Source organism: Microlunatus phosphovorus NM-1, assembly GCF_000270245.1.
GTDB classification, from domain to species: Bacteria; Actinomycetota; Actinomycetes; order Propionibacteriales; family Propionibacteriaceae; genus Microlunatus; species Microlunatus phosphovorus.
This window is the reverse complement of record NC_015635.1, coordinates 4514826-4540984: the sequence shown is the minus strand read 5'-3', so window position 1 is coordinate 4540984 and position 26159 is coordinate 4514826. Positions and strand designations below refer to the sequence as shown.

Below are 26159 nucleotides of genomic sequence, written 5' to 3'. Positions count from 1 at the left end.
CGGCAAGTCCAGCTTGGGGGAAGCCATGGATCAGTCAACGTTGCGTCGCCTTGCGCTCACACCGGTCGGCCGCCGCTGGGTGCTGAAGGTCGGTGGGGCCTCCGCGCTCGCCGTAGCCCTCGCAGCAGGTCTCGACCCCGTCCTTGCGACGGCGAAACCGCACGCGCCGAAGCAGCCCAAGCCCAAGCCCACACCCGCACGTTCCCGCCGTCGGCATCGCGACGTGTACGCGGCACTGCCCCGCTCCCGCGACTATCGCGACCTGGTGCTGCGGGTGGCGGCGCAGGATTACCCGGTCCGGCCGGTCACCGATCGCGATCGCCGCCGGCTGCGCCGACTCGGGGGCTTGTACGCGCTGATCGACGCGAACAAGATCACCCATATCGCCGAGCGGGTCCCGTTCGTCGACAATGCGCCGACCATGATGGTGCTGCTCGGTCGGCCCCGATCCGACAGACCCCGATCCGGCAAGTCCCAAGCGGGCAAGCACCGTTCGAGCCCGCGGCAGGGCGTGCTCGCGCAGCGCATGGCCGTCCCGCCGGCGTCAGCCACCCGAATCGCCCGGGTCAAGATCCGGCTCGCCGGGTCGGTGGCCAAGGCCTATCGCGACGCGCCGTGGATCGAGAGCCTGGGCATCCGCCGCGTACGCTCCCTGAACCGACTCAAACCCCAGGAGCTGGCCGAGCTCGACATGCTGATGGACGACGCCTCGACCGGGGCGGCGCTGGTCAACATGCACCCCGAGATCCTCAACCTGGACGACGACTCCGCCGCGATCACCACCGACATCCTGCTGGACACCCCCGAGGTCGCCGCCCTCGGCGACAGCATCGCCGCGATGCGGGAGGAGGGCGAGCTGCCGTACTGGATGACCGACGTGATCGACCCGACCACCGGCGAACAACTGCTGCTGACCGACGCGGACGGCAACTACATCCTCGATCCCGACACCGGGCAGCCGACCCCGTCCCAGATGTTGACGGTCAGCCCGGACCTGAACGACAGCTACGGCACGGCGGTGCGAGCCTCCCTGACCGGCATCAAGGCAGAACCGTCGTTGGAGGGTTCCACCTACTACGTCCAGCCATCCGATGCGCCGACCGTCACCGACACCGACTCCGACGAACTGTCCGATCCGGAGCTGACGGTGCAGTTGAGCAGGTCGGGCTGGAACTGGGGCACCAGGATCAGCGTGCAGGGCTTCGATCAGAATGCGCGGAAGATCGACCTGCGCTTCTACAACAACTGGGAGCGGGTGCTGCAGACCCACGTCCAGTACTTCGCCGACAAGGACACCCAGCTCGCGGTCGACAACCACGACCAGGATCCCGACTCCGACCAATCGTGGCGCTCGACCCCGAACTCGGAGTATCTGACCTACGTCAGTGACATGCCGACCTCGTACGGCATCCCGTGGGCCTACGACGAGAACTACACCAGCGCCTCGATCACGCTGCCCGACGAGGCCAACTATGCGCGGATCCTGCTCTGCGGACCAGGCAGTTCCTCCGGCTCGTCGCAGTGGCGGCAGTTCATGAGCAACGACGACTACCCGGGCCAGAACTTTCCCGACGAGTGCAAATGGCCGCTGATCTTGACCTGGGTCTTCGACGTCGGCGTGCCCTCCATCCTGCTGGGCTTCGACGCCGCGATCGCCGGTGGCGAGGCCATCTCGGCCTACAAGTCGGCCCTCAAGTACAGCGCGACGGCGGCCAAGAACATCACCCTGCAGGCCGACGACGGCTTCGCGTCCTTCGGTGATCTGGGTGCCTATCTGCGCAACGGCAGTGACGCGCCACCCCGCTCGCCGAGCGACGAGATGGCGCAGATGGCGCTGTCCATCTGCCCGTTCCTGTGGTCGAGCGATCCCAATATGGCGCTCTTCGGCGAGGCCGCGGCCCTGGTCACCGCCATGATCATCGAGTACGCGCTGACCAAGGCGATCCCGGTGATGGGGGAGGTGTTCGGGGCCCTGGCCGCCGCCGGTGACCTCGCCCAGATCGCCACCTCGAGCGCGGAGATGTCCCTGTCGCCGTGGGTGATCGACTGCGACGTCCGGCTCACCTACGCGGCCGAGGTCACCCTGCTGCACGATCCCAAGGACGCCACCTGGCCGCGGGCGGTCGGTGGGGCTCGCTGGACCCTGCAGGTGATCACCGACGGAACCGACAACGCCACCTCGCTGACCGGCACCATCCCGGACGGGCAGTCCGACCCGATCGTCGTGCAACTGCCGGCGGTCGCGGTGTCGCGGACGATCCAGTACACCTTCCAACTCGTCGACGTGAACCAGAACATGATCGGCAAGGGTCAGTCGGACGTCCTCGCCAACAACGACACCTCGAACCTGCCGACCGAGTTGACCATCCAGACGCAGGAGCTGTTCAAGCCGATCACGGCCCAGACAATCTTCGTCCGGCAGGACACCCTGCAGGCGACAAGCACGGCCGGCCGCTATCACTGGCAGGCCGGTGCCACGGTGACCGGCACCGTGAACAATGTGCCCAGCGATCTGGCGGAGCTGGACACGGTCAGTGTCGGCACCGTGAGCGGGATGCTGGGCTCGATCTGGCGATCCAACGACACCAACCGGTCCTACTGGGTACGCAACACACCCACCGTCGAGAACAACAACGCCGGTGTCGAACAACAGCTGGCGGGCCCGTACACCCGGCGGCCGTTCCTGGTCTACGACCGGCTCAACCCGGATCTGACGCTCGGCAACAACTTCTTCCTGGAGCCACTGGACGGCGGTGGCTACCTGGTCCGCCGGCTCATCCTCAGCGCCGACGGTGGCACGCTCGGCTGGACGCCGAACCAGGCCTGGGGTCACATCTTCCAGGACCTCTCCGCGGTCACCTACCACCCGTACGGCTATCTGATCGGGGTCAACGCGACCACCGGGAAGCTGCAGTCGCTGAAGGTCCCCAGCACACCGGTCGCCGACGACGCCGAACCACCACTGTCCAGCCTGTACGCGGGCGTCGGGTCTCGACCCGGTCTGACCATGAGCCCGACGGCGCTGACCTGCACCCTGGACGGGGTGGTGATCGTCTTGGAGGGCGGGGCGAACCGGATGCAGGCCTTCGACGTCAACGGCAACCCGGTCAGCTACTTCGGCACCGATCCGGACAACCTCGGCTCGCTGCAGCAGCTGCACGGCAGTGTCAACGACACCCGGCTCGGCATCGCCGTCGACGGTCAGAGCTTCATCTATGTGCTGACCAGGGCCGGCGGCAGCACCGCCCCGGTGAGCAACTATCGCGTCGACGTGCACAAACCCGACGGCACCTTCGTGGTCGGTCCCACCGGCGTGAACCTGGCCCAGTTCGACGTCGACTACTGGCGCTCCATCTTCGGTCTGGACTACGCGGCCCTGACCGGCCCGGACGGCGCCACCCCGTATGTCGATCCGGCGCTGGGTCGGATCCAGCCATCCCTGAGCATCTTCCTGGCTACGACACCGAGCGCCGGGCAATGAGTGCCTCGGACGGTCGTCGTCGGGATCGGCGGCTGCTGGCCGCGCTGCTGGTTGCGACCTTGGCGATGCTGCTCGCACCGGCCGGCGTCATTCCCGTGGCGGATGCGCAGCCGCGTACGTCACCTCAGTCCGCGTCGTCGTCCCCTAACAAGTCGACACCTCACCAGACCAGGGTGCCCAAACCGAAGGCCGCCAAGCACAAGTCCACACCGCCCAAGCCTCACAAGCCGAACTCCCATGGGCCGAAGCCACATAAGCCCAGGCCCAGGGCGCTCCCGGTGCTGCCGCGCGCTCAGCTCGACAATCCGTGGGCGCAACGGCTGCGGTTCGCCCAGCGGCGGGCTCTGGTCACAGAACTCGAACGCCGAGCGACCAAGGCCAGGCCCAGGCACCACGCGCGGCCGTCCAAGGACCGGCCGACCTGGCCGGATCGCCGGCATCGCAATCGTGTGCATCGTCCGGCAACGGCCCTGGGCGCACCCGCCGGCGCCGCCAGCTGCCCGTCGAGCCTGAACACCCAGCCGGTCACCGGCAACTTCTCCCAGCAACCGGAGCATGCGGCCTCGCTGCTGATCCGCAGCGGCCGGACCGACCCGTACTATCTGGTGGCCCGGATCCAGGGTCCAGGAACGGCCGCCACCGAGAGCTGCTCCAGCGTCTCGCTGGAGGCTAACCTGGTCGCCACCGAGCCGACCGCCTCCTGGCTGATGTACACCGGTCCGCACACCGTCGTGCAAGCAACGGCGTACGGCAGCACGAGCCGGAACCCACCGGCCACCTGGACCAAGTACTACCGGACCGCGCTCTGGGACGACACCGGCGGCTGGGACCAGAACCCGCTGTTCGACAACGTGGCCGCGGGCACCACGCTGGCCAAGGCGTTCCTCGCCGGGACCGGGACCATTGAGGTCTGGGACACCCTCGACTGGCTGCAGACCACCGGCGGTTGCCAGCAGTGCGACCTGTCCGGCTACACCATCGAGTCCGCGACCCTGCAAGAGACCAACGGCGGGCTCCCGGCCAGCGACCTGTCCGGCGCGACCATTCGCAACGTCACGTTCGGCCCGGGCTACTCCCTTGACGGGGCGAACCTGCGCGGTGCTCGATTCGAGAACGTCACGTTCGGCACGGGGGCCAACCTGGCCGGCGCGGACCTCACCGGCGCGACCTTTGTCAACGTGACCATGCCGTCGGTGGTGCTCACCGGCGCCAATCTGAGCGACGCTGCCTTCGTCGGCACCAACGCCATCACCGCACCGCAGCTGGCCGGAGCCAAGCTCGACGGGATCTCCCTGTCGGCCGGCACCTCGATCAGCGGAGCGCTGATCGGCAAGGCGGCCGCGAGCACGAAATGCACCACCGCGGCCGATGCCGACCTCACTGTCGGAGCCTTCACGGTGGCGTCGGTGACACCGTGCCTCGAGACTCCGTCATTCGCCGGCAGCATGATCAAGCCGAGCGCCGTCCCGCTGTCGCTGTGGACCTCGGTCAGCTGGAACAACGCGATCCCGGTCTTCGACGGCTCCACGCAGGCGTATCTGAAGGGTGCGAATCTGACTGGGCTGCAGATGCAGGGGGCCAGCTTCTGGGGGTCGGTTGCTGACTTCAGCGGGGTGAACCTGACGAAGGCCGCGCTGGACGGCACCGCGTTCACCAACGCGACCCTGACCGGCGCCACGCTGCAAGGCGCCAGTGCCACCAGGGCATCGTTCGCCGGTGCGAATCTGTCGTCGGCCAAGCTCGACCAGCCGCAGGGGATGATCACCACCTTCGACTACGCGTCGTTCATGCGGGCCACGCTGGACAACGTCACCTTCAACGGCTCGTTGATCAGGGCAGCCAACTTCACCCAGGCCAGCGCTCACGGCAGCACCGACTTCGGCAATGTGAAAGCGGCCGCCGCGATCTTCGACCGAGCCCACATCCTCGGCAATCCGCTCGCCTTCCGCGGTGCCGCATTCGGTCCGAGTGACAGCTTCACCAAGCCGGTGTCGTTCGTCTCGGCCGTTCTCGGCGGAAACAAGAACGCGAGTACGGGGATCAGCTTCGAGAGCGCCGATCTGGCCGGCGCCAACTTCGCCTAGTCCCAGTGCATCGGCTGTGCCTTCAGCAACGGCACCGATTTGACCGGCGTGGACTTCCAGGAGTCCTACCTCGAGGGCGCGACGTTCGTGTCGACGACCCTGACCGACGCCACCTTTGCCAACTCCCAGACCAGCTCCGGCAACGGGACTTGGACCTTCGCGCTCGGTCTGACGGAGTCGGCCTCGGGTGCTTATGCGGTGAGCTATGGGCCGACCTCGTTCGCCGGCAGTGCCAGCACCGACGTGGCGTTCTGCCCGACAGGAGAGCGTCCGGATCCGACGACCGGATGCCTGACCAAGATGGACGGGCACCCGACCGTGCCGACACCGGGCTGTTCGGCGGCCGGGCTGGACGCCTGCCCGACCAAGGTCACGACGGTCGTCGGCACGAGTGGTGTGGCTGGCGCACCAACCACCCACGTACGCCAGCCGCAAGCGGTCGCAGTGGCACCCAACGGCAGTGTCTTCTTCGCCGATGCCGCCAACCATGTCGTCGTGCAGGTGGAGTCCGGCGGGCAGGGAGTGCCGATCGCGGGAAACGGTCAGTCCGGCGACAGCGGGGACGGTGGGCCCGCCCTGGACGCCGAGCTGGAGTCACCAACCGGATTGGCGATCGCCTCCGACGGCACCACCTTGTATGTCAGCGATGCCGGGAGCAACCGGATCCGCAAGCTCACCCGGGTGGTCGACACCGGCACCGGCACCGTCAGCTACACGATCAGCGCGGTCGCCGGGTCGGGGGAGGAGTGCGCCAACCTGCAGTCGACCTGCGGCGACGGCTCGGATCCCCAGCAGGCCCAGTTCAGCGAACCGGCCGCGCTGTGGGTCGATCCGGTCGACAACGTGTACGTGGCCGACACCGAGGCCGATCGGGTTCGCGTGATCATCGCCGGTGGCGGGGTCGGCACGGTGCAGAGCGGGCTCTCCGGGCCGGCCGGAATCGCCGGCGACCAACTGGGTCAGCTCTACGTGTCGAACACCGATGCGGCCACCGTGCTCCGACTGGGGCCGAACGGGTCGTCCACGACGGTGCTCGGCACCGGGACGGCGGGCTACAACGGCACCTACACCGCCGACCCGCTGAACCCCAGCGTCAAGGATCAGCCCAAGCTCGGCACCCTGGCCCAGACCAACCGGCCCATGGGTCTGGCCACGAACCTCGCCAACCAGGTCTTCGTCGCCGAGGCCGGCAACGGGATCGTGCGCCGGATCAGCACCTCGGGCTATCTCTCCATCACCGCCGGCAAGACGAACAGCTCCGACACGGCTACCGACACGTCAACCAACCCGGACGGGCTCTATTCGAACCAGACGGGCTTCAAGACACCGGTCGGGATCGCGGTCACCGCCGACGGCCAGTTCGTGGTCACCGACGCCGGCTACTACCGCGTACGAGGGTTCGGCCCGTACCCGCCGTCCTAGCCCAGTCCTAGCCCCTTCCAGACCTACAGGATCGCGCCAGGATTGAGGATGTTGTCGGGGTCGAAGAGCTGCTTGACCTGTCGGTTCAGCTCGGTCACCCGGGGACCGAGCTGGGCGGGCAGCATCGACTTCTTCAGTCGACCGACGCCGTGCTCGCCGGTGATGGTGCCGCCCAGGGAGATGGCGAGTTCCATGATCTCGGTGAAGGCCAAGGCAGCCCGCGCCGGAGCATCCGGATCGGTCGGGTCGACCACGATCGAGGGGTGTGTGTTGCCGTCGCCCGCATGCGCGACGACCGGGATCTCGAGCCGATGCTTCGCCGCGATCGCGGCGACACCGCCCAGCAGCGCAGGTAGCTGGGGAAGCGGTGCCCCGACGTCTTCCAGCAGGAGGGTGCCCCGGGATTCGAGTGCGACGAAGAAGGACCGACGGGCTTGGACGAACATCTCACCCTCCGCGGGATCATCGGTGCTGAAGCACTCGCTCGCCCCGTTCTCGCTGCAAGCGGTCTCGACCATCGCGATTTCTGCCGCGGCTGCGGGCCCCGGGGCATCGGACTGAATCAGCAGCAGGGCGCCGGCAGCTCGATCCAGACCCATCCGGTACGCGTCCTCGACGATGTTGATCGAGGCCTTGTCCATCAGCTCGACCATCGCCGGCCGCGCCACCCTCCCGAGCGCGACCACTGCGCGGCCCGCGTCTTCGAGGTTGGGAAACATGGCAACCAGGGTGGCCTTCGCCGGTTGGGTCGGGACCAGCCGGAGGATCGCCCGGCTGATGATGCCGAGCGTTCCTTCCGACCCGACGAACAGCTTGAGCAGCGAGAGTCCGGCGACGTCCTTGAGCCGCTTGCCGCCGAGCGTGATGAGTTCCCCGTCTGCCAGCACAACGTCGAGTCCCAGGACATAGTCGGTGGTCACCCCGTACTTGACGCAGCACAGCCCGCCCGCGTTGGTGGCGATGTTGCCGCCGATGGAGCAGATCTCGTACGAGGAGGGATCCGGGGGATACCAGAGCCCGTGTTGCGCAGCGGAAGCCTTGACCTCGGCGTTGAGCGCACCTGGCTCCACGACCGCGACCCTGGTGGCGGTGTCGATCTCGATGGCTCGCATCCGCTCCATCGACAACACGATCCCGCCGTCCACGGCACTCGAGCCACCCGACAGACTCGTACCAGCGCCGCGCGGGGTGATCGGCACCCGATTCGCCGCGCACCAGCGAACCACGGCCTGGATCTGAGTGGCATCGGTAGGGCGCACGACGGCGAGCGGCGTACCTGCGTCGGGGTCCCGGGACCAGTCGTACCGGTAGTTCTGGATCGTCGCGGGATTGGTGATGACGATCCCCTCGGGCAGCGCTGCGACGAGGGACTCGGTGGTGATCACGCTCATAGCGGTCAACCTACTCTGGCGCCCGGCCCGGCCTTTTGGTCGAAAAACCCGACGAGACACGGATACCTGACCGGAACTGCCCCTGGACCGGCGAACTCAGCGGCCGAGGGTGACCTCGCAGCTGGTGCTGAGCGCCAGCTCTCCGACCGGCCGATCCTCCGTGCCTTGATAGACGAGATTGGTATAGCTGACTTCGATCAGATAGGCGCCACGGGTGATTTCGTCAAGGTCAAGGTCGAGGTTGAGGACGGTGCCGTAGGAGTATCCGGGATCGAGCGGGAGATAGCTGTCGTTGCGCGACGGCTTCAGCTTGGGCTTGAACTTGGGTACGTCCGTGGCGAAGACCGAGTCCCCGGCGGTGTTGCGTACGTCGACGCGTACGAACGCGCCGACCGGGCGCAGCAGCCGCGGCACCCAGACAGGTTCCGCTGCGGCATCAGGTAGCTGCAGGCTCACGTGCAGGCGTAACGGGTCGGTGTCGAGCACCTCGACCAGGAGCTCGATCGAGGTGTCGGCTACCACTTCTGTGCCTTCTTGTGGGCCTTCACTCGAGCGGCCAAGGCATCGACGGCCGGCGCCTGCGCTTTGTACGGCGGATCTCCCGGGGAGTCGCCCATGGCGTTCCACTTGGTGCGAGCCGCCTGCATCTCCGCGTCGAACAGTGCTTTGGCCTGCGGCTCCAAGACCTTCTCGGCGTCAGCCTGGGTCGCCGCCGTCGCGGAATCCACCTTGAGCTTGGCGATCTTCGACTCGGCCTTGGCCATCGCCTTTCTGGCCAGCTTCAGCCATTCCTGCTTCCAGTGGTAGTCCTCGTGCAGATCCTCGGCGAGATAGGCAGACCAGTGGTCCGGGATGCCCTTCCGGTTGTCCTTGAAGTCCTTGAGGATGGTGTTGACGTTGGCACTGGTGACGTTGGTCAGTGCACCTGAGTCGTCCTCCGGGGTTGGGGCGGGATAGCGGTCGGCGGTGAAGTAGACGATCTGGATCGTCCCCTCCGCCTCGACCGTGTCCAGCTCGTACGTCCAGCGCTGACGCTTCTTGTCCTCGACCGCATGGCCAGTGAAGGTCGGGTCCTTCGCCTTCGTGGTGCTCGAGGCGGTGTTGGAGCGGGTCGGAGCAGGCTTGTTCAGGGTTGAGTTGAAGGCTGCGCGCTGCAGAGTCAGCGTAATCGCCGAGGGTGTGACCGTTCGCTGGATGCTGAGTTCTTCCTTGAGACGTTCCTTGTCCTCGTCACCCTCGGACTTCGGCTTGCTGTGCACCGTCGTACCGGCGACCAGCCGCTGCACCGCCTGGTTGCCGGCCCCACGCTGGATGGCGAGGATCGCTCCGGCTCGCGCGTCTCCGCTCGGATCCACGTTGGGGGAGATCGTCAAAGGTCGCCTTCGCGGCTCAACCACCAGTTCGTCGGACCGCAAGACCCTGTAACTCATCACGCATCACCTGCTCGGCAGTCGAGAGCATCCCTGGCCCCTCCGTCCAGGGTACGGCAGGCAACTCGTGGTAGATCTGTTCACCAGATCTGATGCCGACGCTACGAGAAGACAGGAGTGTTGAGGATCCTCATGCCGACTTGGCAAAGCGCGTCGACCCGGCCGTTTCGTACGTCGGCGGTCGGCAAGGTGCCGGTCATCGCGGTCACGGGACATCTCGGCGCGGGCAAGACGAGTCTGCTGAACCAGCTGTTGCGCACTCCGGGCGCCCGGCTGGGTGTGATCGTGAACGACTTCGGGACTTTGAACGTGGATGCCGCGCTGGTGACCGGGCAGATCGATGAGGCTGCGGCGATCTCGGGTGGGTGCCTGTGCTGCCTGCCCGATGCCGGTGGGCTCGATGAGGCGCTGGAGAAGCTCGCCCATCCGCGGCTGGGTCTGGATGCGATTCTCGTGGAGGCCAGTGGCGCCGCCGATCCGCTCGCCCTGGCGCGGCTGATCCGTTTCAGCGGGGCGGAGCGGGTCAGGCTCGGGGGCGTCATCGAGGTCATCGACGCGGTGGAGCATTTCCGCACAGTCGACATCTGGACGGATCCGCCGCTGCACCATGCGGCGGCGACGCTCGTGGTGATCGGCAAGGCTGACCTGCTGCCGGAGGGCGAACGGGATCGCACCGTCGAACGCATTCGGCAACGGGTACGTGAGCGCAATGCCGATGCTCAGCTGGTCGTAGCGAGACAAGGGCGGATCGATCCTGTGCTGGTGTTCGATACGGTGACCGACGAGGATCCCGACGACCAGCTCCCCTTTGCGCAGGTGCTCCGCGACCAGGCACCCGATGGCCACGCCAACCATGACCATGGCCGTCACGAGCACGCCCAAGCCGCCTCCGTACCGCTGACGGGGCCCGTGTCACCGAGCGCACTCGTCGATCTGCTCGAGGACCCGCCGGAGGGTGCGTATCGGCTGAAGGGTCGGGTGCGGTTGCGGGGCTCGAGGGCCGAACAGGGCTATCTCGTCAATGTCGTCGGGCGGATGATCCATGTCGACCGGCTGCCGGAACCGCCGCCCACGGGCGAGCTTGTCGCGATCGGCATGCAACTTGACTCCGCCATCGCTGAGCAGAAGCTGCTGGCGGTTGCGGCAGCATCGGCCGAACGTCCCGACGCGGCTGGTTTGCGACGACTACGACGCCACCGCCGGCTCAGCGACTGATTCGGCCGTTCGCTTCGGCTGCTGATGGCGCAGCAGGTGGGTGATCGCGGTGAGGTGGGGGAACTCGATGAGCATGCCCAGGATGATCGCCGCGTGCACGACAGGCTGATCAGGCAGCGCGATCGTCGTGACGGCAAGCATCAATGGCGCGTTGCGGGCGGAGGTGGTCATCGTCAGCAGCGCATGCTCCGGGTAGCGGAGTCGGAGCAGCCGGGCGACGGCTTCGCCGAGCACGTACGTGGCCGCGAAGAACAAGAACACCACCACCAGCACCCAGGCGAAGGCGGTCGGGTTCACGAGAATGGTGCCGACGTTGCCGGCGAAGATCGCGTCGATCAGCGCGGCGATGACCATCGGCACGGCTCGATCCACGACCGCCACGATCCGCTGGCATCCCCTCCTGGGCACCGCGAGCCGCAACACCAGCCGGAGGCCGAGGCCTGCTGCGGCAGGGATGAGGAACCAGGTCAGCAGGGTCGGACCTGCGCTCGCGACGGTCGCCTCGACCTGCTCGCCGGCGAACAGGTCGAGCCAAAGCGGGTACAGCACCAGCTGCAGGACCATCTGAACGGGGATGAGCGCCGCCCCGGTCGTGGTGTTGCCGCCGGCGAGGCGGGTGAATCCGAGGAACCAGTCCGTGCACGGAGCCAGGCAGTAGATCAGGACACCCAGACGCAGCGCGTCGTTCGGCAGCAGCGTGGTGAGTGCGAGGGCCAGCAGCGGGATCGCCAGAAAGTTCATTCCGACCGCCAGCAGCACCGTACGCGGGGCGCGGCGCAGGGCCGGCAGCCCGTCCAGCCGCAGCGTGAAGAAGAGGGTGCCGACCAGCAGCAGGATGAGCGGATCGGTGATGTCGCCGACTCGTTCCGCGGCGACGGGCGCCAGCGCGCCAAGCAGACTTCCGACGAGGATCGCAGCGAGGAACACAATGGTGGTGATCACCGGTCGCAGAGGTGTGGTCAGCATGCGCACTCCACGCCGCAGCAGGAGAGATCGTCGGTGAGCATGCCGGCCGTACGCCACGCCTCCAAGGCGCCGACATCCTTGCCGGCCCGTTCGCCGATGACGCGGGCGACATGGGCGAACCGCTGGCGGAACTTGTAGATGAAGCAGAACTTCAATCCGGCGTGCCGAATCGCCGGGCCGGACAGGAACAGCCCGGGAACAAGCGTGGACTGGTCGTCCTCGTCGAGCTCCGGCCAGCCGTCCGGGCGCCGGGCGAACAGCTTGTCGACCGGACCGAGACCTGGCCCGTACCCGGTGGCGGCGATGGGGCGGGAGTCGACGCGCAGGCGGGTGCCGTTGTCCAGACTCACCGTCCACTCGGTGCCGGCGCGTTTGATCCCGTTGGCGTGGGCGTCGACCAGGTCGAGTCGGCCGGTGTCCAGTGCGGTGGCTAGGCGTATCCGGGAGCGTGGCGCCAGCCGGAAGGAAGGATCGGATCCGGTGCCGGCATCCCAGGGGGTTGAGCCGTCGACGACGGTGACGTGGGCGCCACGTTCGGCATGATGGCAGGCGAGGTCGACGCCGGACTCGTAGCCGCCGATCACCAGCACCCGACCCGCCCGCGGCTCCCAGGCCTCGGCGGTGTGCGCGAGGTCGGCGAAGCCGCTGCCGGAGATGCGCGGCTTCAACGGGTGATGGAACTCGCCGCCGGCCCAGACCAGTGAACGAGCCACCACCGGACCGCGTCGGCACCGGATCTCGAAGCCCTGCTCGTGCCGGGCGACCGCGGTGACCTCGGCATCGTCGAGGACGGGGACCCGGAAGTGTGCTGCGACGCTGCGCAGGTATTTCGCGTACTGCGGCCCGGTCAGATAGTCCACCCCGAGGCTGAACGCCGGGGACGTCTCCGGGTGCACGGCGTTCAGGTCCGTGGCGCCGAAGCCGTTGCCGGTGAACGACGGGGTGAGGAAGGTCTGCTCGGCCGGCCAGTCGAGGAAGGTCTGACCGATCTGGCCGCGTTCGAGCACCCCGAAGGTCAGGTCCGGGATGGCAGCCAGGGCGAGGGCGGTGCCGATGCCGGCCGGTCCGGCGCCGACGACGAGCGCATCGAGGGCTTGAGGTTCTGTGGGCATCGCTCAGCTTCTAGCAATAGTGATAATCATTTTCATTAGTCTAGAACAGGAGAGGCAGTCCTGCGAACCGCGCCCACGGTTGAAGGAGCGTCCACGAACCACGACAACGCGGAGCCGCCGAGGGGTCCGAATCTGCGCGGGTCACTCATGGCCTCAATTGCACCATGCTGTTGCGCGGTGCGGCTCTCGGCGAGCTAGACCTAGCCGATCAGGCACCGTCACGATACTGATCAGGACTGGAGCCCTCGCAAGAGCAGGTCGATCAATCTGCGCGGGTTGTAGCGGGGATCGCGCTCGGGGGCAATGCAGAGGTTGCCGATTCCGCGCATCAGCTCGTAGGGCTGGATCTCGGCCTTGGCCTCGCCGGCGTCGACCGCAGCTTTCAGGAGCTGCTCGGCGACGGGCAGGAGTCGGTCGAGAAAGTACGTGTGGAGGGTGGCGGAGCTGTTGTCCGCCTGGGGGATGGCGGCGAGGCCGTGTTTGGTGATCAGGAAGTCTACGAAGCGGTCGATCCACAGGCGCAGCGCTGCCATCGGGGACTCCGTCTCGGCCAGCAGCCGCGGTCCAGCCTCGGCGCATTCCTCGACCTGATGGCGGAAGACGGCCACGACGAGATCCGCCCGTGTCGGGAAGTGGCGGTAGAGCGTGCCCATGCCGACGCCGGCTCTGGCGGCGACCTCGCGAACAGGTGCATCGACACCAGACGTTGCGAACACCTCCGCTGCGGCAACGAGCAGCTTCTTCTGGTTGCGCACCACGTCGGCCCGCTTGGCCGTGGCACCCATCTCTCCGGGCTGCTCCGCACTGCTGGCCACCACGCCCCCTTCGGTTCGGCGAACTCTCTTCCCGGTTGCAAAATGGAGCGGCGCTCCGTATTGTAAATGGAGCAGCGTTCCGATTCGGCTTGAGTGTAGCCGAGCCTGAACGTTTCTCACCGCTCCTGCCACCCTCCGCGCCGCGATCTGCCACGGAGGCCTTAGAAGGGAAACACGCATGCCTGAGTGGACTTCCGTCGCCGACACCTACCTCCACCCGACCGCCCCGCCCGTGATATCGGTCAGCCCCGTCACGCTGGCCGTGCCCGGACGCCCCCTGGACCTTGAGGTCCGAGTGTCCGCGCCCCTGACCGGCACGGACCTGGCGGTCATTCTGTTGTCGCACGGCCACGGCGGGGCCTACGGCCAGTCCTCGCTCGACGGCTATCTGCCGCTCGCCAAGGTCTGGGCGGCTCGCGGCTTCGTCGTGATCCAGCCCAACCATCTCAGCGCCCCCAGGCTGAGCCACCTGGTCGGCGACAGGCCCGAAGCGCCGCTGTTCTGGCGTTCACGCGCCGAGGACATGAGCAGCATCCTCGACCGGCTGGACGAGATCGAGCAGGCCGTGCCGCTGCTCGCCGGGCGCATCGACCGTAGCAAGGTCGCGGTGGCCGGTCACTCTCTCGGCGGCTTCACCGGCGAACTCCTCCTCGGCGCCCGGATCACCGACCTCGACACGGGAGAGGAGGTGAACCTCTTCGAGCCGCGGATCACGCAAGGCGTGCTGATCTGCGCCACCGGCAGGGGCGGCGACACCTTCAACGGGTTCCTGACCGATCACGCGCCGTTCCTCAAGACCGTCGACCTCACCACGATGACCACCCCCGCGTTGGTCGTCGCCGGCGGCAAGGACGACTCCCAGCACTGGACGACCATGGGACCGGACTGGCATGCCGACCCCTACCACCTGGCCCCCAGGCCCAAGACCCTGCTGACCGTCTTCAACGGTGAGCACCTCCTCGGCGGCATCCAGGGCCACGACAACGTCGAGACCACAGACGAGAGCCCCGATCGGGTCGCCGCGGTCGCCGAACTGACCGCCGCCTACCTCCGCACCGCCTTCGACTCCGACGACACCGCCTGGCAGACGGCACAGGACGCACTCGCCACAGGCCCCGACGCCTTCGGCCAGGTCGAATCCAGGTAGTCCCCGGAGGCTGGGCAAGCACTGAAGGAGCCCCATGAACCACTCAATGATCGCCCTGGTCACCGGCGGCAATAAGGGAATCGGTCGCGAGATCGCAGCCCAGCTCGCCGGACTCGGCCATACCGTCCTCATCGGTGTACGAAGCATCGAGCGCGGTGAAGAGGCAGCCGCCGAACTGCGCGCAGCAGGCGGCGATGTCACGGTCGTAGCCCTCGACGTCACCGACCCCGACTCGGCGTCCGCCGCCGCCGAGACCGTCCGGTCCCGCTTCGGCCGGCTTGACGCATTGATCAACAACGCTGGTATCAGCCATCAGCCTGGCGTCGACTTCGCCGGGCAGCTACCCCGCTCGGCAGACGTCGATCACGTCCGCTACGTGTTCGAGACGAACGTGTTCGGTGTCATCACCGTCAGCAGCGCCTTCCTGCCGCTGCTGCGCCGCTCCGACAGCCCGCGGATCGTCAACGTATCCAGCAGCGCCGGCTCCCTCGCGGCGATCTCGGACTTCGCCAACACCGATCCCATCGCACTGGGCTACGTCGCATCCAAGACCGCGCTCACCGCGGTGACCATGATGTATGCCCGCGACCTCGCCTCCGAGCACATCCTGGTCAACGCCGTTTGCCCCGGATTCGTTGCCACCGATCTGAACAACCACCGCGGTGTTCGCACACCGGCCGAGGGAGCCGCATCAGCTGTCCGCATGGCAACTATCGCGCCAGACGGGCCTACTGGCACGTTCACCGACGACCAGGGACCCGTCGCCTGGTAGCGCGGCCTCGACCGCCTTGAGGTGGCAACCAAGCAGTCACCAGGTAAGGGATGCTTAATCCAGGTCGATCAACTCATCGACGGCGAGCGCGGTGAGAGCCGCCTGGGCTTGAGGCGGCAGAACGCCGGACTACGCTGAGAGACTGGCCTAGTCGATGAGGTCGGAGAGCTCCAGCCAGCGTTCTTCGAGTTCGACCGTCTCGCCCTCGACGGCGCGGAGCCTGCCCGCGAGCTTCTGTAGGCCTTCGTAGTTGCCCTGATCGTGGTCGACCATGTGCTGATGCAGGGTCTTCACCTCGGCGTGGAGTCTGTCGAGACGGCGTTCGATCGAGGCGACTTCCTTCTGCGCGGTGCGTCGTTCGGCACCGGAGAGCCCGGACGCACCCGCTCCCGCGTCGCCGGTCGTCGGAGTAATCGGGCTATTCGTGCGCGACGACGGTTGCTCGCGTCGCAGCCGCAGGTACTCGTCCACTCCGCCGGGCAGATGCCGCAAGCGTCCGTCGAGGATCGCGTACTGCTGATCGGTGACTCGCTCCAGCAGGTAGCGGTCGTGCGAGACGACGATCAACGTGCCCGGCCAGGAGTCCAGCAGGTCCTCCATCGCCGCGAGCATGTCGGAGTCCACGTCGTTCGTAGGTTCATCTAGAGCGATCAGGTTGGGTTCGCTCAACAGCAGGAGCAGCAGTTGCAGCCGCCGTTTCTGACCGCCCGACAGTTCTGCGACCCGTGCGGAGAGGTGCTCGCGGGCGAAGCCGAGCCGTTCCAGCAGCTGCGCGGGCGTCAGGTTTTTGCCGTCGATCATGAACGTGGTCTTGGTCCGCGCCAAGACCTCCCGCACCCGGTCTCCGGCGATCTCGGTGAGCTGGGTGAACTGCTGATCCAGCAGACCGAGCCGTACCGTCTTGCCACGCTTGACCCGCCCGGAGGCCGGCTGCACGGTCCCCGCGATCAGCCCCAACAGGGTCGACTTCCCGCTTCCGTTCGCCCCGAGGATCCCGGTCCGCTCACCTGGGGCGATCCGCCAGGTCACGTCCCGCAGCACGTCGCGGTCGCCATACCGGACGCCCGCGCCTTCCAGATCGATCACGTCCTTGCCTAGCCGGGCGACAGCGAGCCGCTGCAACTCGATCGGATTGCGTACCGGCGGCACGTCCTCGATCAGCTGATTCGCGGCATCGATGCGGAACTTCGGCTTGGACGTGCGGGCGGGTGCGCCACGACGGAGCCAGGCCAACTCCTTGCGCATCAGGTTCTGCCGTTTCGCCTCGGTGGCCGCAGCCATCCGGTCCCGCTCGACCCGCTGCAGCACATAGGCGGCGTAGCCGCCCTCGAACGGCTCCACGATCCCGCTGTGCACCTCCCAGGTCTCGGTGCAGACCTCATCGAGAAACCAGCGATCGTGGGTGATGACCAGCAGCCCACCGGAGTTCTTCGCCCAGCGGGTCTTCAGGTGCTGAGCCAGCCAGGCGATGCCCTCGATGTCGAGATGGTTCGTGGGCTCATCGAGAGCGATCACGTCCCATTCGCCGACCAGCAGCGCGGCCAAGGCCACTCGGCGCTGTTGACCTCCACTGAGCGAACCGATCGCCGCGTCCCACGGCAGGTCGGCGACGAGACCGCCGATCACCTCTCGTACCCCTGCGTCGCCCGCCCACTCGTGGTCGGGGCGGTCGCCAACGATCGAGTGCCCAACCGTGGCCGCCGGATCCAGGTCGTCGCGCTGGGAGAGCATCCCGAACCGGACACCACCCCGCCTGGTCACCCGGCCAGACAGCGGCTCGATCGAGCCGCCGAGCATGCCCAGCAGGCTCGACTTGCCGTCGCCGTTACGACCGACGACGCCGATTCGGTCGCCCTCTTCGATGCCGACGGTCACCGAGTCGAACACGACCTTGGTCGGATACGCCAAGTGCATGGACTCTCCGACCACCAACGGCACAGCCATCAGTGCATCATCGTGTCGTCAGAAAGCTTGTCGTCGGAGCGCGATTCAGCGACCACGCATGGCCTGGCGGGCGCCCTTGACCTGCCGCGGGTTGGTGGGCATCGGGCCCTTCGGCATGGGTGCCATCGGACGGACGGCATCCAAGGCGCGCAGCCGCTGCTTGATGTCGGTGATCTGATGCGGCGCCAAGGTCTTGGGCAGCTTGCGGATGTGGTCGGCCAGCTTGTTCAGCGGCACCTGACCCGGCTTGTCGCCCATCACGATGGTGATCACCTTGACCCCGTACGCGACCCGCTCGTGCTTCTTGACCTCGCCGGCCAGCAATGCCTTGAGCCGGCCCGGATCGCCCTCACCGATCAGCACCAGCCCACCGGGACCGAGGGTGCGGTGAATGGCGTCCATCTGCCGGGTGCCCGCGATGGCAGCCTTGGACACCCATTGCTTGGGCAGCATTGACAAGGCGACCTCGGCCGAGCCCGCCTGGCCGGCGTACCGACGATAGGTCGCTGCCTTGGTTCGGCGGACCAACATCATCATCGCCAGCAGCATGCCTGCCGACAGACCGAAGAGCGCCAAGTAGATCGGGTGGCCGATGACGAACCCGATGGCCAGGAAGACCACGACCACCAGGGCCCATGAGCCGAACACCCACAGCGGCAGCATCTTGTCGTACTCATGCGTCAGCTTGTACGCCCGGGCGATCTGGCGCATCCGGCCCATGTCGGCCGGGTCGGTGCTGTTCTTGCGGCGCAGCTTCTCTGCCTTCTTCTCGGCCTTCAGCTGGGCCTTGGCTTCTTTGCCGGCCTGGTCAGCCATGCCGTGCTCCCTCGTGCTTCATCTGCTCTTCTCGGTCTTTCTGCGGTGGTGCCGGCCTACGTCGCCGGCTGGTGCTCAGCTATCACCGTTGACTGGCGCTCAGTCAGCGCCGTTGGCTGGCGCTCAGGGCTGACCGCCGACGGGACGAGGTCGTCGCGAGTCGCCATCGCCTGACGATACAGCCGGCCAGCACGGTAGGAGGAACGCACGAGCGGTCCGCTCATCACGCCTGCGAACCCTATCTGCTCTGCCTCGGCTTTGAGCTCGATGAACTCCTCGGGCTTCACCCAGCGCTCCACTGGGTGGTGTCGAGGCGAGGGACGCAGGTACTGGGTGATGGTGATCAGCTCGGTGCCCGCATCGTGCAGGTCCCGCAGTGCGGCCGACACCTCTTCGCGGGTCTCGCCCATGCCCAGGATCAGGTTGGATTTGGTGACCAGGCCCGCTGCGCGGGAGGCTCGTAGCACCTCGAGCGAGCGCTGGTATCGAAAGCCCGGGCGGATGCGCTTGAAGATTCGCGGCACCGTCTCCACATTGTGGGCGAACACCTCCGGGCGGGTCTCGAACACCTGGTTCAGGTAGTCGAGGTTTCCGGAGAAGTCCGGTGCCAGCATCTCCACCCCGGTGTCGGGGTTGTACGCATGGATCTGCCGGATCGTCTCTGCGTAGAGCCAGGCCCCCTCATCGGGCAGATCGTCGCGGCAGACACCGGTGACCGTTGCGTAGCGAAGCCCCATCTTCTGCACCGACTCCGCGACCCGGACCGGCTCGGCGGCGTCGAACTCGGCCGGCTTGCCGGTGTCGATCTGACAGAAGTCGCAACGCCGGGTGCACTGGTCGCCGCCGATCAGGAAGGTCGCCTCGCGGTCCTCCCAGCATTCGAAGATGTTGGGACAGCCCGCTTCCTGGCAGACCGTGTGCAGGTCCTCGTTCTTCACCAGGGCGCGCAACTGGGTGTACTGCGGGCCCATCCGTGCGGTCGTCTTGATCCACGACGGCTTCTTCTCGATGGGCACACTCGCGTTGCGGACTTCGAGGCGAAGCATCTTTCGTCCTTCAGGGGCAACGGTCACCAGGTCAGCCTACTCGTTGAGCGTCTGCGCATCAGGTGACGTCACGGCGGCGGAAGACCAGCGAGGTGATGGTGATCAGCAATCCGAGCACGACCGCCCAATAGCCGAGCCCGTGCAGCAGGCTGACTGTCTTTTCGACGCTCGGGACCTCGTAGATCTCTGATCCCGTGCCGGTGCTGACCACGTACGTCGTGCCCTTGTTCAGCACCGCCTGGAGATTGACGTCCGGGCTCCACGGGGACAGCCGTTGGGCCCATCGGGAGCTGAAGGCCAAGATGGTGCGCACGTACAGCACGAAGACTCCACCCAGCAGCATGCCGATCGTGGCACCGGTCGAGCCGGTCAGCAGGGCCAGGCAGAAACCCACGACTCCGAAGACCGTGACCACCAGCGAACCGCGCGCGGCCATCGCGGCGATGTCGGGCAGGCCGGTCAGCGGCTGGCCGTGCACGCTGGTCAGCAGCGCGGAGACCGCGACGGTGAGGGCGCCGACCGCCAGGCCGACGAGCAGACTGAACGCGGTGGCGACCAACAGCTTGCTGGTAAACACCCGTCGGCGGTCGGGCACGAAGGTCAGCCAGTTTGCCAGTGAGCCTGTGGTCACTTCTGCCCCGATGAACGAGGCCGTGACGACGAGGGTGACCATGCCACCCAGATAGGCACCGAAGGTGACCGCGATACTGGCGGCGTCCTTGTACGGCAGCGCGGCCAAGCCCCAATCGCTCGGCTCGGGCCGTTCCGAGGCACAGTCCTGCGCCGAGCCGCCATCGGCCAGGCACTCGGCCTCCCATTCCTCGTGATTGGCCTCCCAGTCCTTCACATACTCCTGGTATTCAGCCTGGGAAGTCGCCACCTCCTCGGCTGACGGCGGGGTCACCAGCTGATTGACCTGCAGCTGGAAGAGCCCGATCAAGGCCAGCAGGCCCAACAAGGCGAGCAGGGTCAAGCGGCGCGCGAACAGTCGCCGGATCTCAGCCCGCAGCACGTGGATCATCGCAGCGGCTCCGATGACGACGGAAGCGCCGGGGGCGGCTGGCTCCCAGGCGGCTGGCTCGTCGCAGGGGGACGCGCCGGGGAAGTGGGTGGGGCCGGGGGAGAGGGCTGACCGAGGGCAACGCCAGCTGTGAGATCCAAGAAGACCTGCTCCAGGCTGTCGGTCTGGCGATACAGCTCGGCGGCGAAGATCCCACGCTCGGCCAGGAACCGGTTGAGCGCCGCGCCATCGACGGCCGACCCATCAGGAGCGAGGGTGACGAGCAGGCCCCCATCTGGGTTCTGCGTCAGACGGAAACCCGCCGACCGCAGCAGCTCGCCGGTGGCGACCGGGTCGGTGGCCCGCACCACGAATCCGCCGCCCGCCGAGGCCAGCAGGTCTCTCACTCGGCCTTCGGCCAGCAGCCGGCCTTGACCAACGATCGACACCGTGTCCGCCACCTGTTGGACCTCGGCCAGGATGTGACTGGAGACCAGCACCGTCTTGCCCTGTCCGGCGAGCTGGCGCATGGTCAGCCGGACCGCATGGATCCCGGCCGGATCGAGGCCGTTGGTGGGCTCGTCGAAGATCAGCAGGTCAGGGTCCTTCAACAGCGTCGCGGCGATCGCCAGCCGCTGTTTCATGCCCAATGAATAGGTCTTGTAGCGGTCCCTGGCCCGTTCGCTCAGCCCCACCTGTTCCAGCACCTTGCCGACCTGCGCCGGCGGGGTGCCGATGCCGGTAGCCAGCAGTTCCAGGTTTCGTCGGGCCGAGAAGTTCGGGAAGAACTTGGGCTGTTCGACGATCGCTCCGACTCTGTCGACCACCTCGGGCAGCCGCTGCGGGACCTGAGTGCCGAAGATCTCGATCTGCCCGGCGTCGGCACGGATCAAACCCAGCGCCATGCGGATGGTGGTCGTCTTGCCGGATCCGTTCGGTCCGAGGAATCCGTGCACGCCGCCAGCCGGCACATTCAGATCGAGTCGGTCGACGGCAGGGACGCTGACTCCACGGCGCCGCCGGTAGCTCTTCACCAGTCCCTGGGTGCGCAGCGCCCACCCGTCGGCAGATGCGGACATCGCGCTGCCGGACACCGACACCTCCCCGATCTGAGCTGGCCCTTGCCTCACCCCGCCGACTCTCGGCTGATCGGGTCAGCCTGCCAGATAGCACTGACAGCCAGGATGCGGCGCGCGGCGTGCTGGGTATGTGATCCGCGGTCGGGCCTGGTGTCTTGTGTCGGGCGTCTTTGGCCCGGCGGCGCGAAACGGGTCGACCATGCGCCCGATCCGCAAACGTCCTTGGCCCCGGGGCGCCGAACGCATCGGGCTCGCGGTCTTCTGTGGCCCGGGGGCGTGGGGCGTACCGGCTTTGCGCTCGGCTCGCGGTCTTCTGTGGCCCGCAGGCGCGAAACGTACGGGCTTTGCGCTGGATCCGCGGTCTTCTGTGGCCCGCAGGCGCGAAACGTACGCGGATCGCGCTCAGCCGCCGATCGCCTTGCGCCGCCGGGCCAAGAACGTCCGCAGACGCCTCACACCCACCGCGCGCTCAGGCGACGGCGATGTCCAATCCGTAGGTGACAGCAGGTTGCGGCGGCAGCGGCGCGGACTGCTCGTACGGCTGGAACGACAGATAGCGCTCCAGGTGGGGGCGGAGCACATGTGCCACCTCAGGCAGCGACGGTGATTCGCCGAGCTCGGCAGCCAAGGAGGTCACGCCGGCATCGGTGATGCCGCACGGGATGATCGCGTCGAAGGCGCTGAGATCCGGATCGACGTTGAGGGCGAACCCGTGCATCGTCGCTCCGCCGGCCACCCTGACTCCGATGGCGGCGATCTTGCGTTCCTGCTTGCCGGGCTCGGCCGGCAGCCAGACGCCGGATCGCCCCTTCACCCGTGCCGCGCGATGGAGTCCGTAGTCGGCGCACAGGTCGATCAGGGCCTCCTCCAGCCGACGGACGTAGTCCACGACATAGACCGCCTGCGGCAGCTTGACGATCGGATAGCCCACCAGCTGACCGGGCCCGTGCCAGGTGATCTTTCCTCCCCGGTCGACGTCGACCACCGGCGTGCCGTCCAGCGGTCGCTCGTGCGGTTCGGTCCGCTTGCCGGCGGTGTAGACGCTGGCGTGCTCCAGCAGCAGCACGGTGTTCGGGCGTTCGCCCGCGACGACCTCGGCGTGCAGCTTGCGTTGGGCTTCCCACGCCTCGCGGTAGTCGACAAGGTCGGTGCCCAACGGACCGGGGTAGAGGAAGTCCAGGCTCATGGATTGGAGTCTACGAGCAGTGTTGGTCGTCACTCGCTGTTCGGCCGCGCTCCCAAGACTCCGTCTTCCTCCTTCACTCACAAGACGAAAAGGCGTGTCTTGTTCGCTCAGTCGTCCAGACGGAGCCGTCGCTCCGCCTCACGGCCGCTCGCTGTGTCCTCGTCGCTCGCTGTTCGGCCGCGCTCCCAAGACTCCGTCTTCCTCCTTCACTCACAAGACGAAAGGCGTGTCTTGTTCGCTCAGTCGTCCAGACGGAGCCGTCGCTCCGCCTCACGGCCGCTCGCGACGGGGTCGTCACTCGCTGTTCGGCCGCGCTCCCAGGACTCCGTCTTCCTCCTTCACTCACAAGACGAAAAGGCGTGTCTTGTTCGCTCAGTCGTCCAGACGGAGCCGTCGCTCCGCCTCACGGCCGCTCGCGACGGGGTCGTCACTCGCTGTCGTGCTCAGCGACGCAGGGCGAACCGGACGGCAGTCTGGACATCCGGCGCGAGGAAACCGAATCCCTGGTCGACCGCTCGCTGGGGAACCAGCCAGGCGTCGCCCAGGAGTTGCTCGGCGAAGTCCCCCAGCACGGTTGACAACACCACCTTGGGCACGGTGAAGAGCCGCGGCCGACGCAGCTGAGTGGCCAGTTCGTCGCTGAAAGCGCCGTTGGTTGTCGGTTCCGGCAGGGTGAGGTTGTACGGACCGGAGGCTGTGGGATTCTCCACCGCCCAGAGGACGAAGCGCAGATAGTCGGTGAGATGAACGAGGGGCATGTGCTGCTTGCCGTCACCGAACCGAGCGCCGGCGCCGAACCACCAGGCTCGCCGCATCAGCGGGAACATCCCGCCGGAGGAATCCAACACCGGACTGGTCCGGGTCCACACCACGCGTACGCCGGCATCGGCCGCCGGCCGGGCCGCCTCTTCCCACTCGTCGACCAACTCGGAGATCCAGCTCTGACCGGGCACGTTCGTCTCGGTCATGGGCTGGTCGGTGCTGTCGGTCGGGTAGTAGCCCGTGGCACTGGCCTGCACCAGCACCGGCGCTGACCCGGTCTGCACCTGCCGCTCAGCCAGCGCCCGGGCCAGCGTCTGGGTCGGGTCGATCCGTGACGACCGGACAAGCGCCTTGCGTCTGGTGGTCAGCGGTCGGTCCGCGATGCCGGCCCCGCAGAGGTTGATGACGGCATCGACGTCGTCGAACAGCCGAGGCGGGAGCGAGCCGGTCTGGGGGTCCCACTGGGCCTCGGTCCCCACACCCGGCTCGCGCCGGACCAGCCGAACGACGTGATGTCCTTCCTGCGCCAGCCGGATCCGCAGGGCTGTGCCCAGGAATCCGGAGGCGCCCGCCAACAGGTATTTGATGACTAGACCCCGAACTCGGAGCCGAAGTCGCCTTCTTCCAGTCGGGCCTTGACCGCGGACAGGAAGCGAGCGGCATCAGCGCCGTCGACGATCCGATGGTCGTACGACATCGACAGATACATCATGTCCCGCACGGCGATGACCTCTCCGAGAACCGGATCGGTGAGCACCACCGGCCGCTTGACCAGCGCACCGGTGCCCAGGATGGCGACCTGCGGCTGATTGATGATCGGGGTGTCCATCAGGGTCCCGGCCGAGCCGTAGTTGGTGATGGTGAAGGTGCCACCGCTCAACTCGTCGGGGGTGACCTTGTTCTTCCGGGTCCGGGCCGCCAGATCGCCGATCTTCTTGGCCAGGCCGGCGATGTTGAGGTCACCGGCGTCCTTGATCACCGGAACCATCAGACCGCGCTCGGTGTCCACGGCGATGCCGATGTGCTCCGCGCTCGGGTAGGAGATCTCGCCGGCCTCGGTGTCGACGATGGCGTTGAGCTTCGGGAAGACCTTGAGCGCCTCGACGGCGGCCTTGGTGATGAACGGCAGGTACGACAGGCTCGCACCCTCGCGGGCCTTGAAGGCGTCCTTGGCCTGGGCACGGATGCGAGACACCGCGGTGAGGTCGACCTCCACGGTGGCGGTGAGCTGAGCCGAGGTCTGCAGCGACTCGACCATCCGCCGGGCGATCGTCTTGCGCATCCGCGACATCTTCTCGGTGGTGCCGCGCAGACCGCTCGGCTCGGCAGCCGGCTTCTTGGCCGGTGCCGGGCTCGCGGTCGGGGCTGCCGCCGGAGCCGCAGCTGGCTGCGCCGCCGCTGCCTTGGCCGCGGCCTCCGCCTTCGCTGCCGCCTCCGCGGCCCGCTTGGCGGCTTCCGCCGCAGCCAGCACGTCCTGCTTGCGGATTCGGCCGCCGACCCCGGTGCCCTGAATCGTCGACAGGTCGACATTGTGCTCAGCGGCCAGCTTGCGGACCAGTGGGGTGACGTAGCTGCGATCCCCATCGGCTGCCGGTGCTGCCGGAGCTGGGGCCGCCGGAGCTGGGGCCGCTGGAGCCGGTGCTGCCGGGGCTGGCGGCTCGGCCGCGCGCTGCAGCGGCAAGGACTCGGCGGCCGACCGCGCGGCCGCCGGAGCGGGCTTGGGCGCTGGTTCCGGCTCGGGCTCGGGTTCCGGCTCCGGTTCGGGCTCAGGCTCCGGCTCGGGCGCCCCGGCCTGGGACGCATCACCGATCACAGCCAGTACGGCGCCGACCTCTACGGTCTCGTCCTCGCTGACCCTGATCTCGAGGATCGTGCCGGCGACAGGCGAGGGGATCTCGGTGTCGACCTTGTCGGTGGAGATCTCCAGCAGTGCCTCGTCGGCATCGACCGTGTCACCGACCTGCTTCAGCCAGCGGCTCACGGTGCCTTCTGTCACGCTCTCGCCGAGCGCCGGCAAGGTCACCTCGGTGCCGGCCCCGCCGGCGGGCGCGGAACTGCTGGCCGCGGGCGCCTGGGACTCGGACGTCGCCGCCGGCTCCGGGTCGGGCGCTGCCGCCTCCGGAGCTGCCGGGGCGGGCGCCGCAGCGGCGGAGTCGCCGCCGTCGCTGCTCGCTGCCTCGTCGGCGTCCCCGATCACGGCCAGGGCCGCGCCGACCTCGATGGTCTCGTCTTCAGCGGCCTTGATCTCCAGCAGCACGCCGGACACGGGTGACGGGATCTCGGTGTCGACCTTGTCGGTCGAGACCTCGAGCAAGGGTTCGTCAGCCTCGACACGGTCGCCCACCTGCTTCAGCCACCGGGTGACCGTGCCCTCGGTGACGCTTTCGCCGAGGGCGGGAAGGGTTACGGAAGTCGACATGGGGTGTTTGGACTCCTTCTGGCGCGGAACCGGGTCAGACGCTGGTCGCGTTTGACCTGAGCGTAACGGTGG

Annotated in this window: 20 protein-coding genes; 6 read left to right on the top strand and 14 right to left on the bottom strand. The window is 67.4% G+C overall.

The window, feature by feature from the left end; all coding sequences use genetic code 11:
• The first annotated feature begins 25 nt into the window (after positions 1–25).
• From MLP_RS20505 to MLP_RS20495, 3 genes are read left to right on the top strand one after another with little or no spacing between them, the layout of a single operon-like run.
• Positions 26–3481: an NHL repeat-containing protein gene (locus MLP_RS20505; protein WP_013865092.1), complete on the top strand. Its 3456-nt coding sequence runs from the start codon at positions 26–28 to the stop codon at positions 3479–3481.
• Entirely contained in the window at positions 3478–5565 is a 2088-nt protein-coding gene (locus tag MLP_RS20500; protein ID WP_013865091.1) for a pentapeptide repeat-containing protein, read from the top strand. Before MLP_RS20505 ends, MLP_RS20500 begins: the two co-directional genes overlap by 4 nt.
• 48 nt (positions 5566–5613) lie before the next feature.
• The gene (locus tag MLP_RS20495) at positions 5614–6987 is read left to right on the top strand and encodes an NHL domain-containing protein (protein WP_013865090.1); all 1374 of its coding nucleotides are present in this window, start codon (positions 5614–5616) and stop codon (positions 6985–6987) included.
• Positions 6988–7010: 23 nt separating this feature from the next.
• On the opposite strand, the gene MLP_RS20490 is transcribed toward MLP_RS20495, so the two are convergent.
• From MLP_RS20490 to MLP_RS20480, 3 genes are all read right to left on the bottom strand, one after another.
• The gene (locus MLP_RS20490) at positions 7011–8378 is read right to left on the bottom strand and encodes an FAD-binding oxidoreductase (RefSeq protein ID WP_013865089.1); all 1368 of its coding nucleotides are present in this window, start codon (positions 8376–8378) and stop codon (positions 7011–7013) included.
• 96 nt (positions 8379–8474) lie between these two features.
• Complete coding sequence (locus tag MLP_RS20485; protein WP_013865088.1) at positions 8475–8900, bottom strand: hypothetical protein; 426 nt, start codon at positions 8898–8900, stop codon at positions 8475–8477.
• The gene (locus MLP_RS20480; RefSeq protein WP_156821240.1) at positions 8894–9751 is read right to left on the bottom strand and encodes a hypothetical protein; all 858 of its coding nucleotides are present in this window, start codon (positions 9749–9751) and stop codon (positions 8894–8896) included. The genes MLP_RS20485 and MLP_RS20480 overlap by 7 nt, the downstream gene beginning before the upstream one ends.
• Before the next feature lie 189 nt (positions 9752–9940).
• Between MLP_RS20480 and MLP_RS20475 the strand changes: the two genes are divergently transcribed.
• Positions 9941–11023, top strand: a complete 1083-nt coding sequence (locus MLP_RS20475) for a CobW family GTP-binding protein (RefSeq protein ID WP_049804611.1) — start codon at positions 9941–9943, stop codon at positions 11021–11023.
• On the opposite strand, the gene MLP_RS20470 is transcribed toward MLP_RS20475, so the two are convergent.
• From MLP_RS20470 to MLP_RS20460, 3 genes are all read right to left on the bottom strand, one after another.
• Positions 10994–11989, bottom strand: coding sequence for an arsenic resistance protein (locus MLP_RS20470; RefSeq protein ID WP_013865085.1), 996 nt, complete (start codon positions 11987–11989; stop codon positions 10994–10996). The genes MLP_RS20475 and MLP_RS20470 overlap by 30 nt on opposite strands.
• Positions 11983–13101, bottom strand: a complete 1119-nt coding sequence (locus MLP_RS20465; RefSeq protein ID WP_013865084.1) for an NAD(P)/FAD-dependent oxidoreductase — start codon at positions 13099–13101, stop codon at positions 11983–11985. The genes MLP_RS20470 and MLP_RS20465 overlap by 7 nt, the downstream gene beginning before the upstream one ends.
• Before the next feature lie 230 nt (positions 13102–13331).
• Positions 13332–13916 carry a TetR/AcrR family transcriptional regulator gene (locus MLP_RS20460; RefSeq protein ID WP_231851361.1) on the bottom strand — a complete coding sequence of 195 codons (585 nt, stop codon included), beginning with the start codon at positions 13914–13916 and terminating at the stop codon, positions 13332–13334.
• Positions 13917–14094: 178 nt separating this feature from the next.
• On the opposite strand from MLP_RS20460, the gene MLP_RS20455 reads away from it, so the two are divergent.
• Positions 14095–15063 (top strand): alpha/beta hydrolase family protein, encoded by a 969-nt coding sequence (locus tag MLP_RS20455; RefSeq protein ID WP_013865082.1) that lies wholly within the window; start codon positions 14095–14097, stop codon positions 15061–15063.
• A gap of 34 nt (positions 15064–15097) precedes the next feature.
• Positions 15098–15835 carry an SDR family NAD(P)-dependent oxidoreductase gene (locus MLP_RS20450; RefSeq protein ID WP_013865081.1) on the top strand — a complete coding sequence of 246 codons (738 nt, stop codon included), beginning with the start codon at positions 15098–15100 and terminating at the stop codon, positions 15833–15835.
• 147 nt (positions 15836–15982) lie between these two features.
• Here MLP_RS20450 and MLP_RS20445 read toward each other — a convergent pair whose 3' ends face one another.
• From MLP_RS20445 to sucB, 8 genes are all read right to left on the bottom strand, one after another.
• Positions 15983–17779: an ABC-F family ATP-binding cassette domain-containing protein gene (locus MLP_RS20445; protein ID WP_013865080.1), complete on the bottom strand. Its 1797-nt coding sequence runs from the start codon at positions 17777–17779 to the stop codon at positions 15983–15985.
• 45 nt (positions 17780–17824) lie between these two features.
• Positions 17825–18595, bottom strand: a complete 771-nt coding sequence (locus MLP_RS20440) for a DUF4191 domain-containing protein (RefSeq protein WP_013865079.1) — start codon at positions 18593–18595, stop codon at positions 17825–17827.
• A gap of 56 nt (positions 18596–18651) precedes the next feature.
• Positions 18652–19641 (bottom strand): lipoyl synthase, encoded by a 990-nt coding sequence (gene lipA / locus MLP_RS20435; protein WP_172641606.1) that lies wholly within the window; start codon positions 19639–19641, stop codon positions 18652–18654.
• 58 nt (positions 19642–19699) lie between these two features.
• The gene (locus MLP_RS20430) at positions 19700–20662 is read right to left on the bottom strand and encodes an ABC transporter permease subunit (RefSeq protein WP_013865077.1); all 963 of its coding nucleotides are present in this window, start codon (positions 20660–20662) and stop codon (positions 19700–19702) included.
• Positions 20659–21771 carry an ATP-binding cassette domain-containing protein gene (locus MLP_RS20425; RefSeq protein ID WP_013865076.1) on the bottom strand — a complete coding sequence of 371 codons (1113 nt, stop codon included), beginning with the start codon at positions 21769–21771 and terminating at the stop codon, positions 20659–20661. Before MLP_RS20425 ends, MLP_RS20430 begins: the two co-directional genes overlap by 4 nt.
• Positions 21772–22189: 418 nt before the next feature.
• Complete coding sequence (lipB, locus tag MLP_RS20420) at positions 22190–22906, bottom strand: lipoyl(octanoyl) transferase LipB (RefSeq protein ID WP_013865075.1); 717 nt, start codon at positions 22904–22906, stop codon at positions 22190–22192.
• Between the two features lie 443 nt (positions 22907–23349).
• Entirely contained in the window at positions 23350–24243 is an 894-nt protein-coding gene (locus tag MLP_RS20415; protein ID WP_013865074.1) for a TIGR01777 family oxidoreductase, read from the bottom strand.
• Between the two features lie 14 nt (positions 24244–24257).
• A complete protein-coding gene (gene sucB / locus MLP_RS20410) occupies positions 24258–26087 on the bottom strand; it encodes a 2-oxoglutarate dehydrogenase, E2 component, dihydrolipoamide succinyltransferase (RefSeq protein WP_041790380.1) in 1830 nt (609 codons plus the stop codon).
• Positions 26088–26159 lie beyond the last annotated feature (72 nt).

Excerpts from the sequence above, each read along its gene's own strand:
- lipA (WP_172641606.1), bottom strand. The coding sequence starts at position 19,641 with ATGCTTCGCCTCGAAGTCCGCAACGCGAGTGTGCCCATCGAGAAGAAG.
- MLP_RS20430 (WP_013865077.1), bottom strand. The coding sequence starts at position 20,662 with ATGATCCACGTGCTGCGGGCTGAGATCCGGCGACTGTTCGCGCGCCGC.
- sucB (WP_041790380.1), bottom strand. The coding sequence starts at position 26,087 with ATGTCGACTTCCGTAACCCTTCCCGCCCTCGGCGAAAGCGTCACCGAG.
- MLP_RS20500 (WP_013865091.1), top strand. The coding sequence starts at position 3,478 with ATGAGTGCCTCGGACGGTCGTCGTCGGGATCGGCGGCTGCTGGCCGCG.
- MLP_RS20490 (WP_013865089.1), bottom strand. The coding sequence starts at position 8,378 with ATGAGCGTGATCACCACCGAGTCCCTCGTCGCAGCGCTGCCCGAGGGG.
- MLP_RS20470 (WP_013865085.1), bottom strand. The coding sequence starts at position 11,989 with ATGCTGACCACACCTCTGCGACCGGTGATCACCACCATTGTGTTCCTC.
- MLP_RS20505 (WP_013865092.1), top strand. The coding sequence starts at position 26 with ATGGATCAGTCAACGTTGCGTCGCCTTGCGCTCACACCGGTCGGCCGC.
- MLP_RS20450 (WP_013865081.1), top strand. The coding sequence starts at position 15,098 with ATGAACCACTCAATGATCGCCCTGGTCACCGGCGGCAATAAGGGAATC.
- lipB (WP_013865075.1), bottom strand. The coding sequence starts at position 22,906 with ATGAGCCTGGACTTCCTCTACCCCGGTCCGTTGGGCACCGACCTTGTC.
- MLP_RS20440 (WP_013865079.1), bottom strand. The coding sequence starts at position 18,595 with ATGGCTGACCAGGCCGGCAAAGAAGCCAAGGCCCAGCTGAAGGCCGAG.
- MLP_RS20465 (WP_013865084.1), bottom strand. The coding sequence starts at position 13,101 with ATGCCCACAGAACCTCAAGCCCTCGATGCGCTCGTCGTCGGCGCCGGA.
- MLP_RS20475 (WP_049804611.1), top strand. The coding sequence starts at position 9,941 with ATGCCGACTTGGCAAAGCGCGTCGACCCGGCCGTTTCGTACGTCGGCG.
- MLP_RS20455 (WP_013865082.1), top strand. The coding sequence starts at position 14,095 with ATGCCTGAGTGGACTTCCGTCGCCGACACCTACCTCCACCCGACCGCC.
- MLP_RS20445 (WP_013865080.1), bottom strand. The coding sequence starts at position 17,779 with ATGGCTGTGCCGTTGGTGGTCGGAGAGTCCATGCACTTGGCGTATCCG.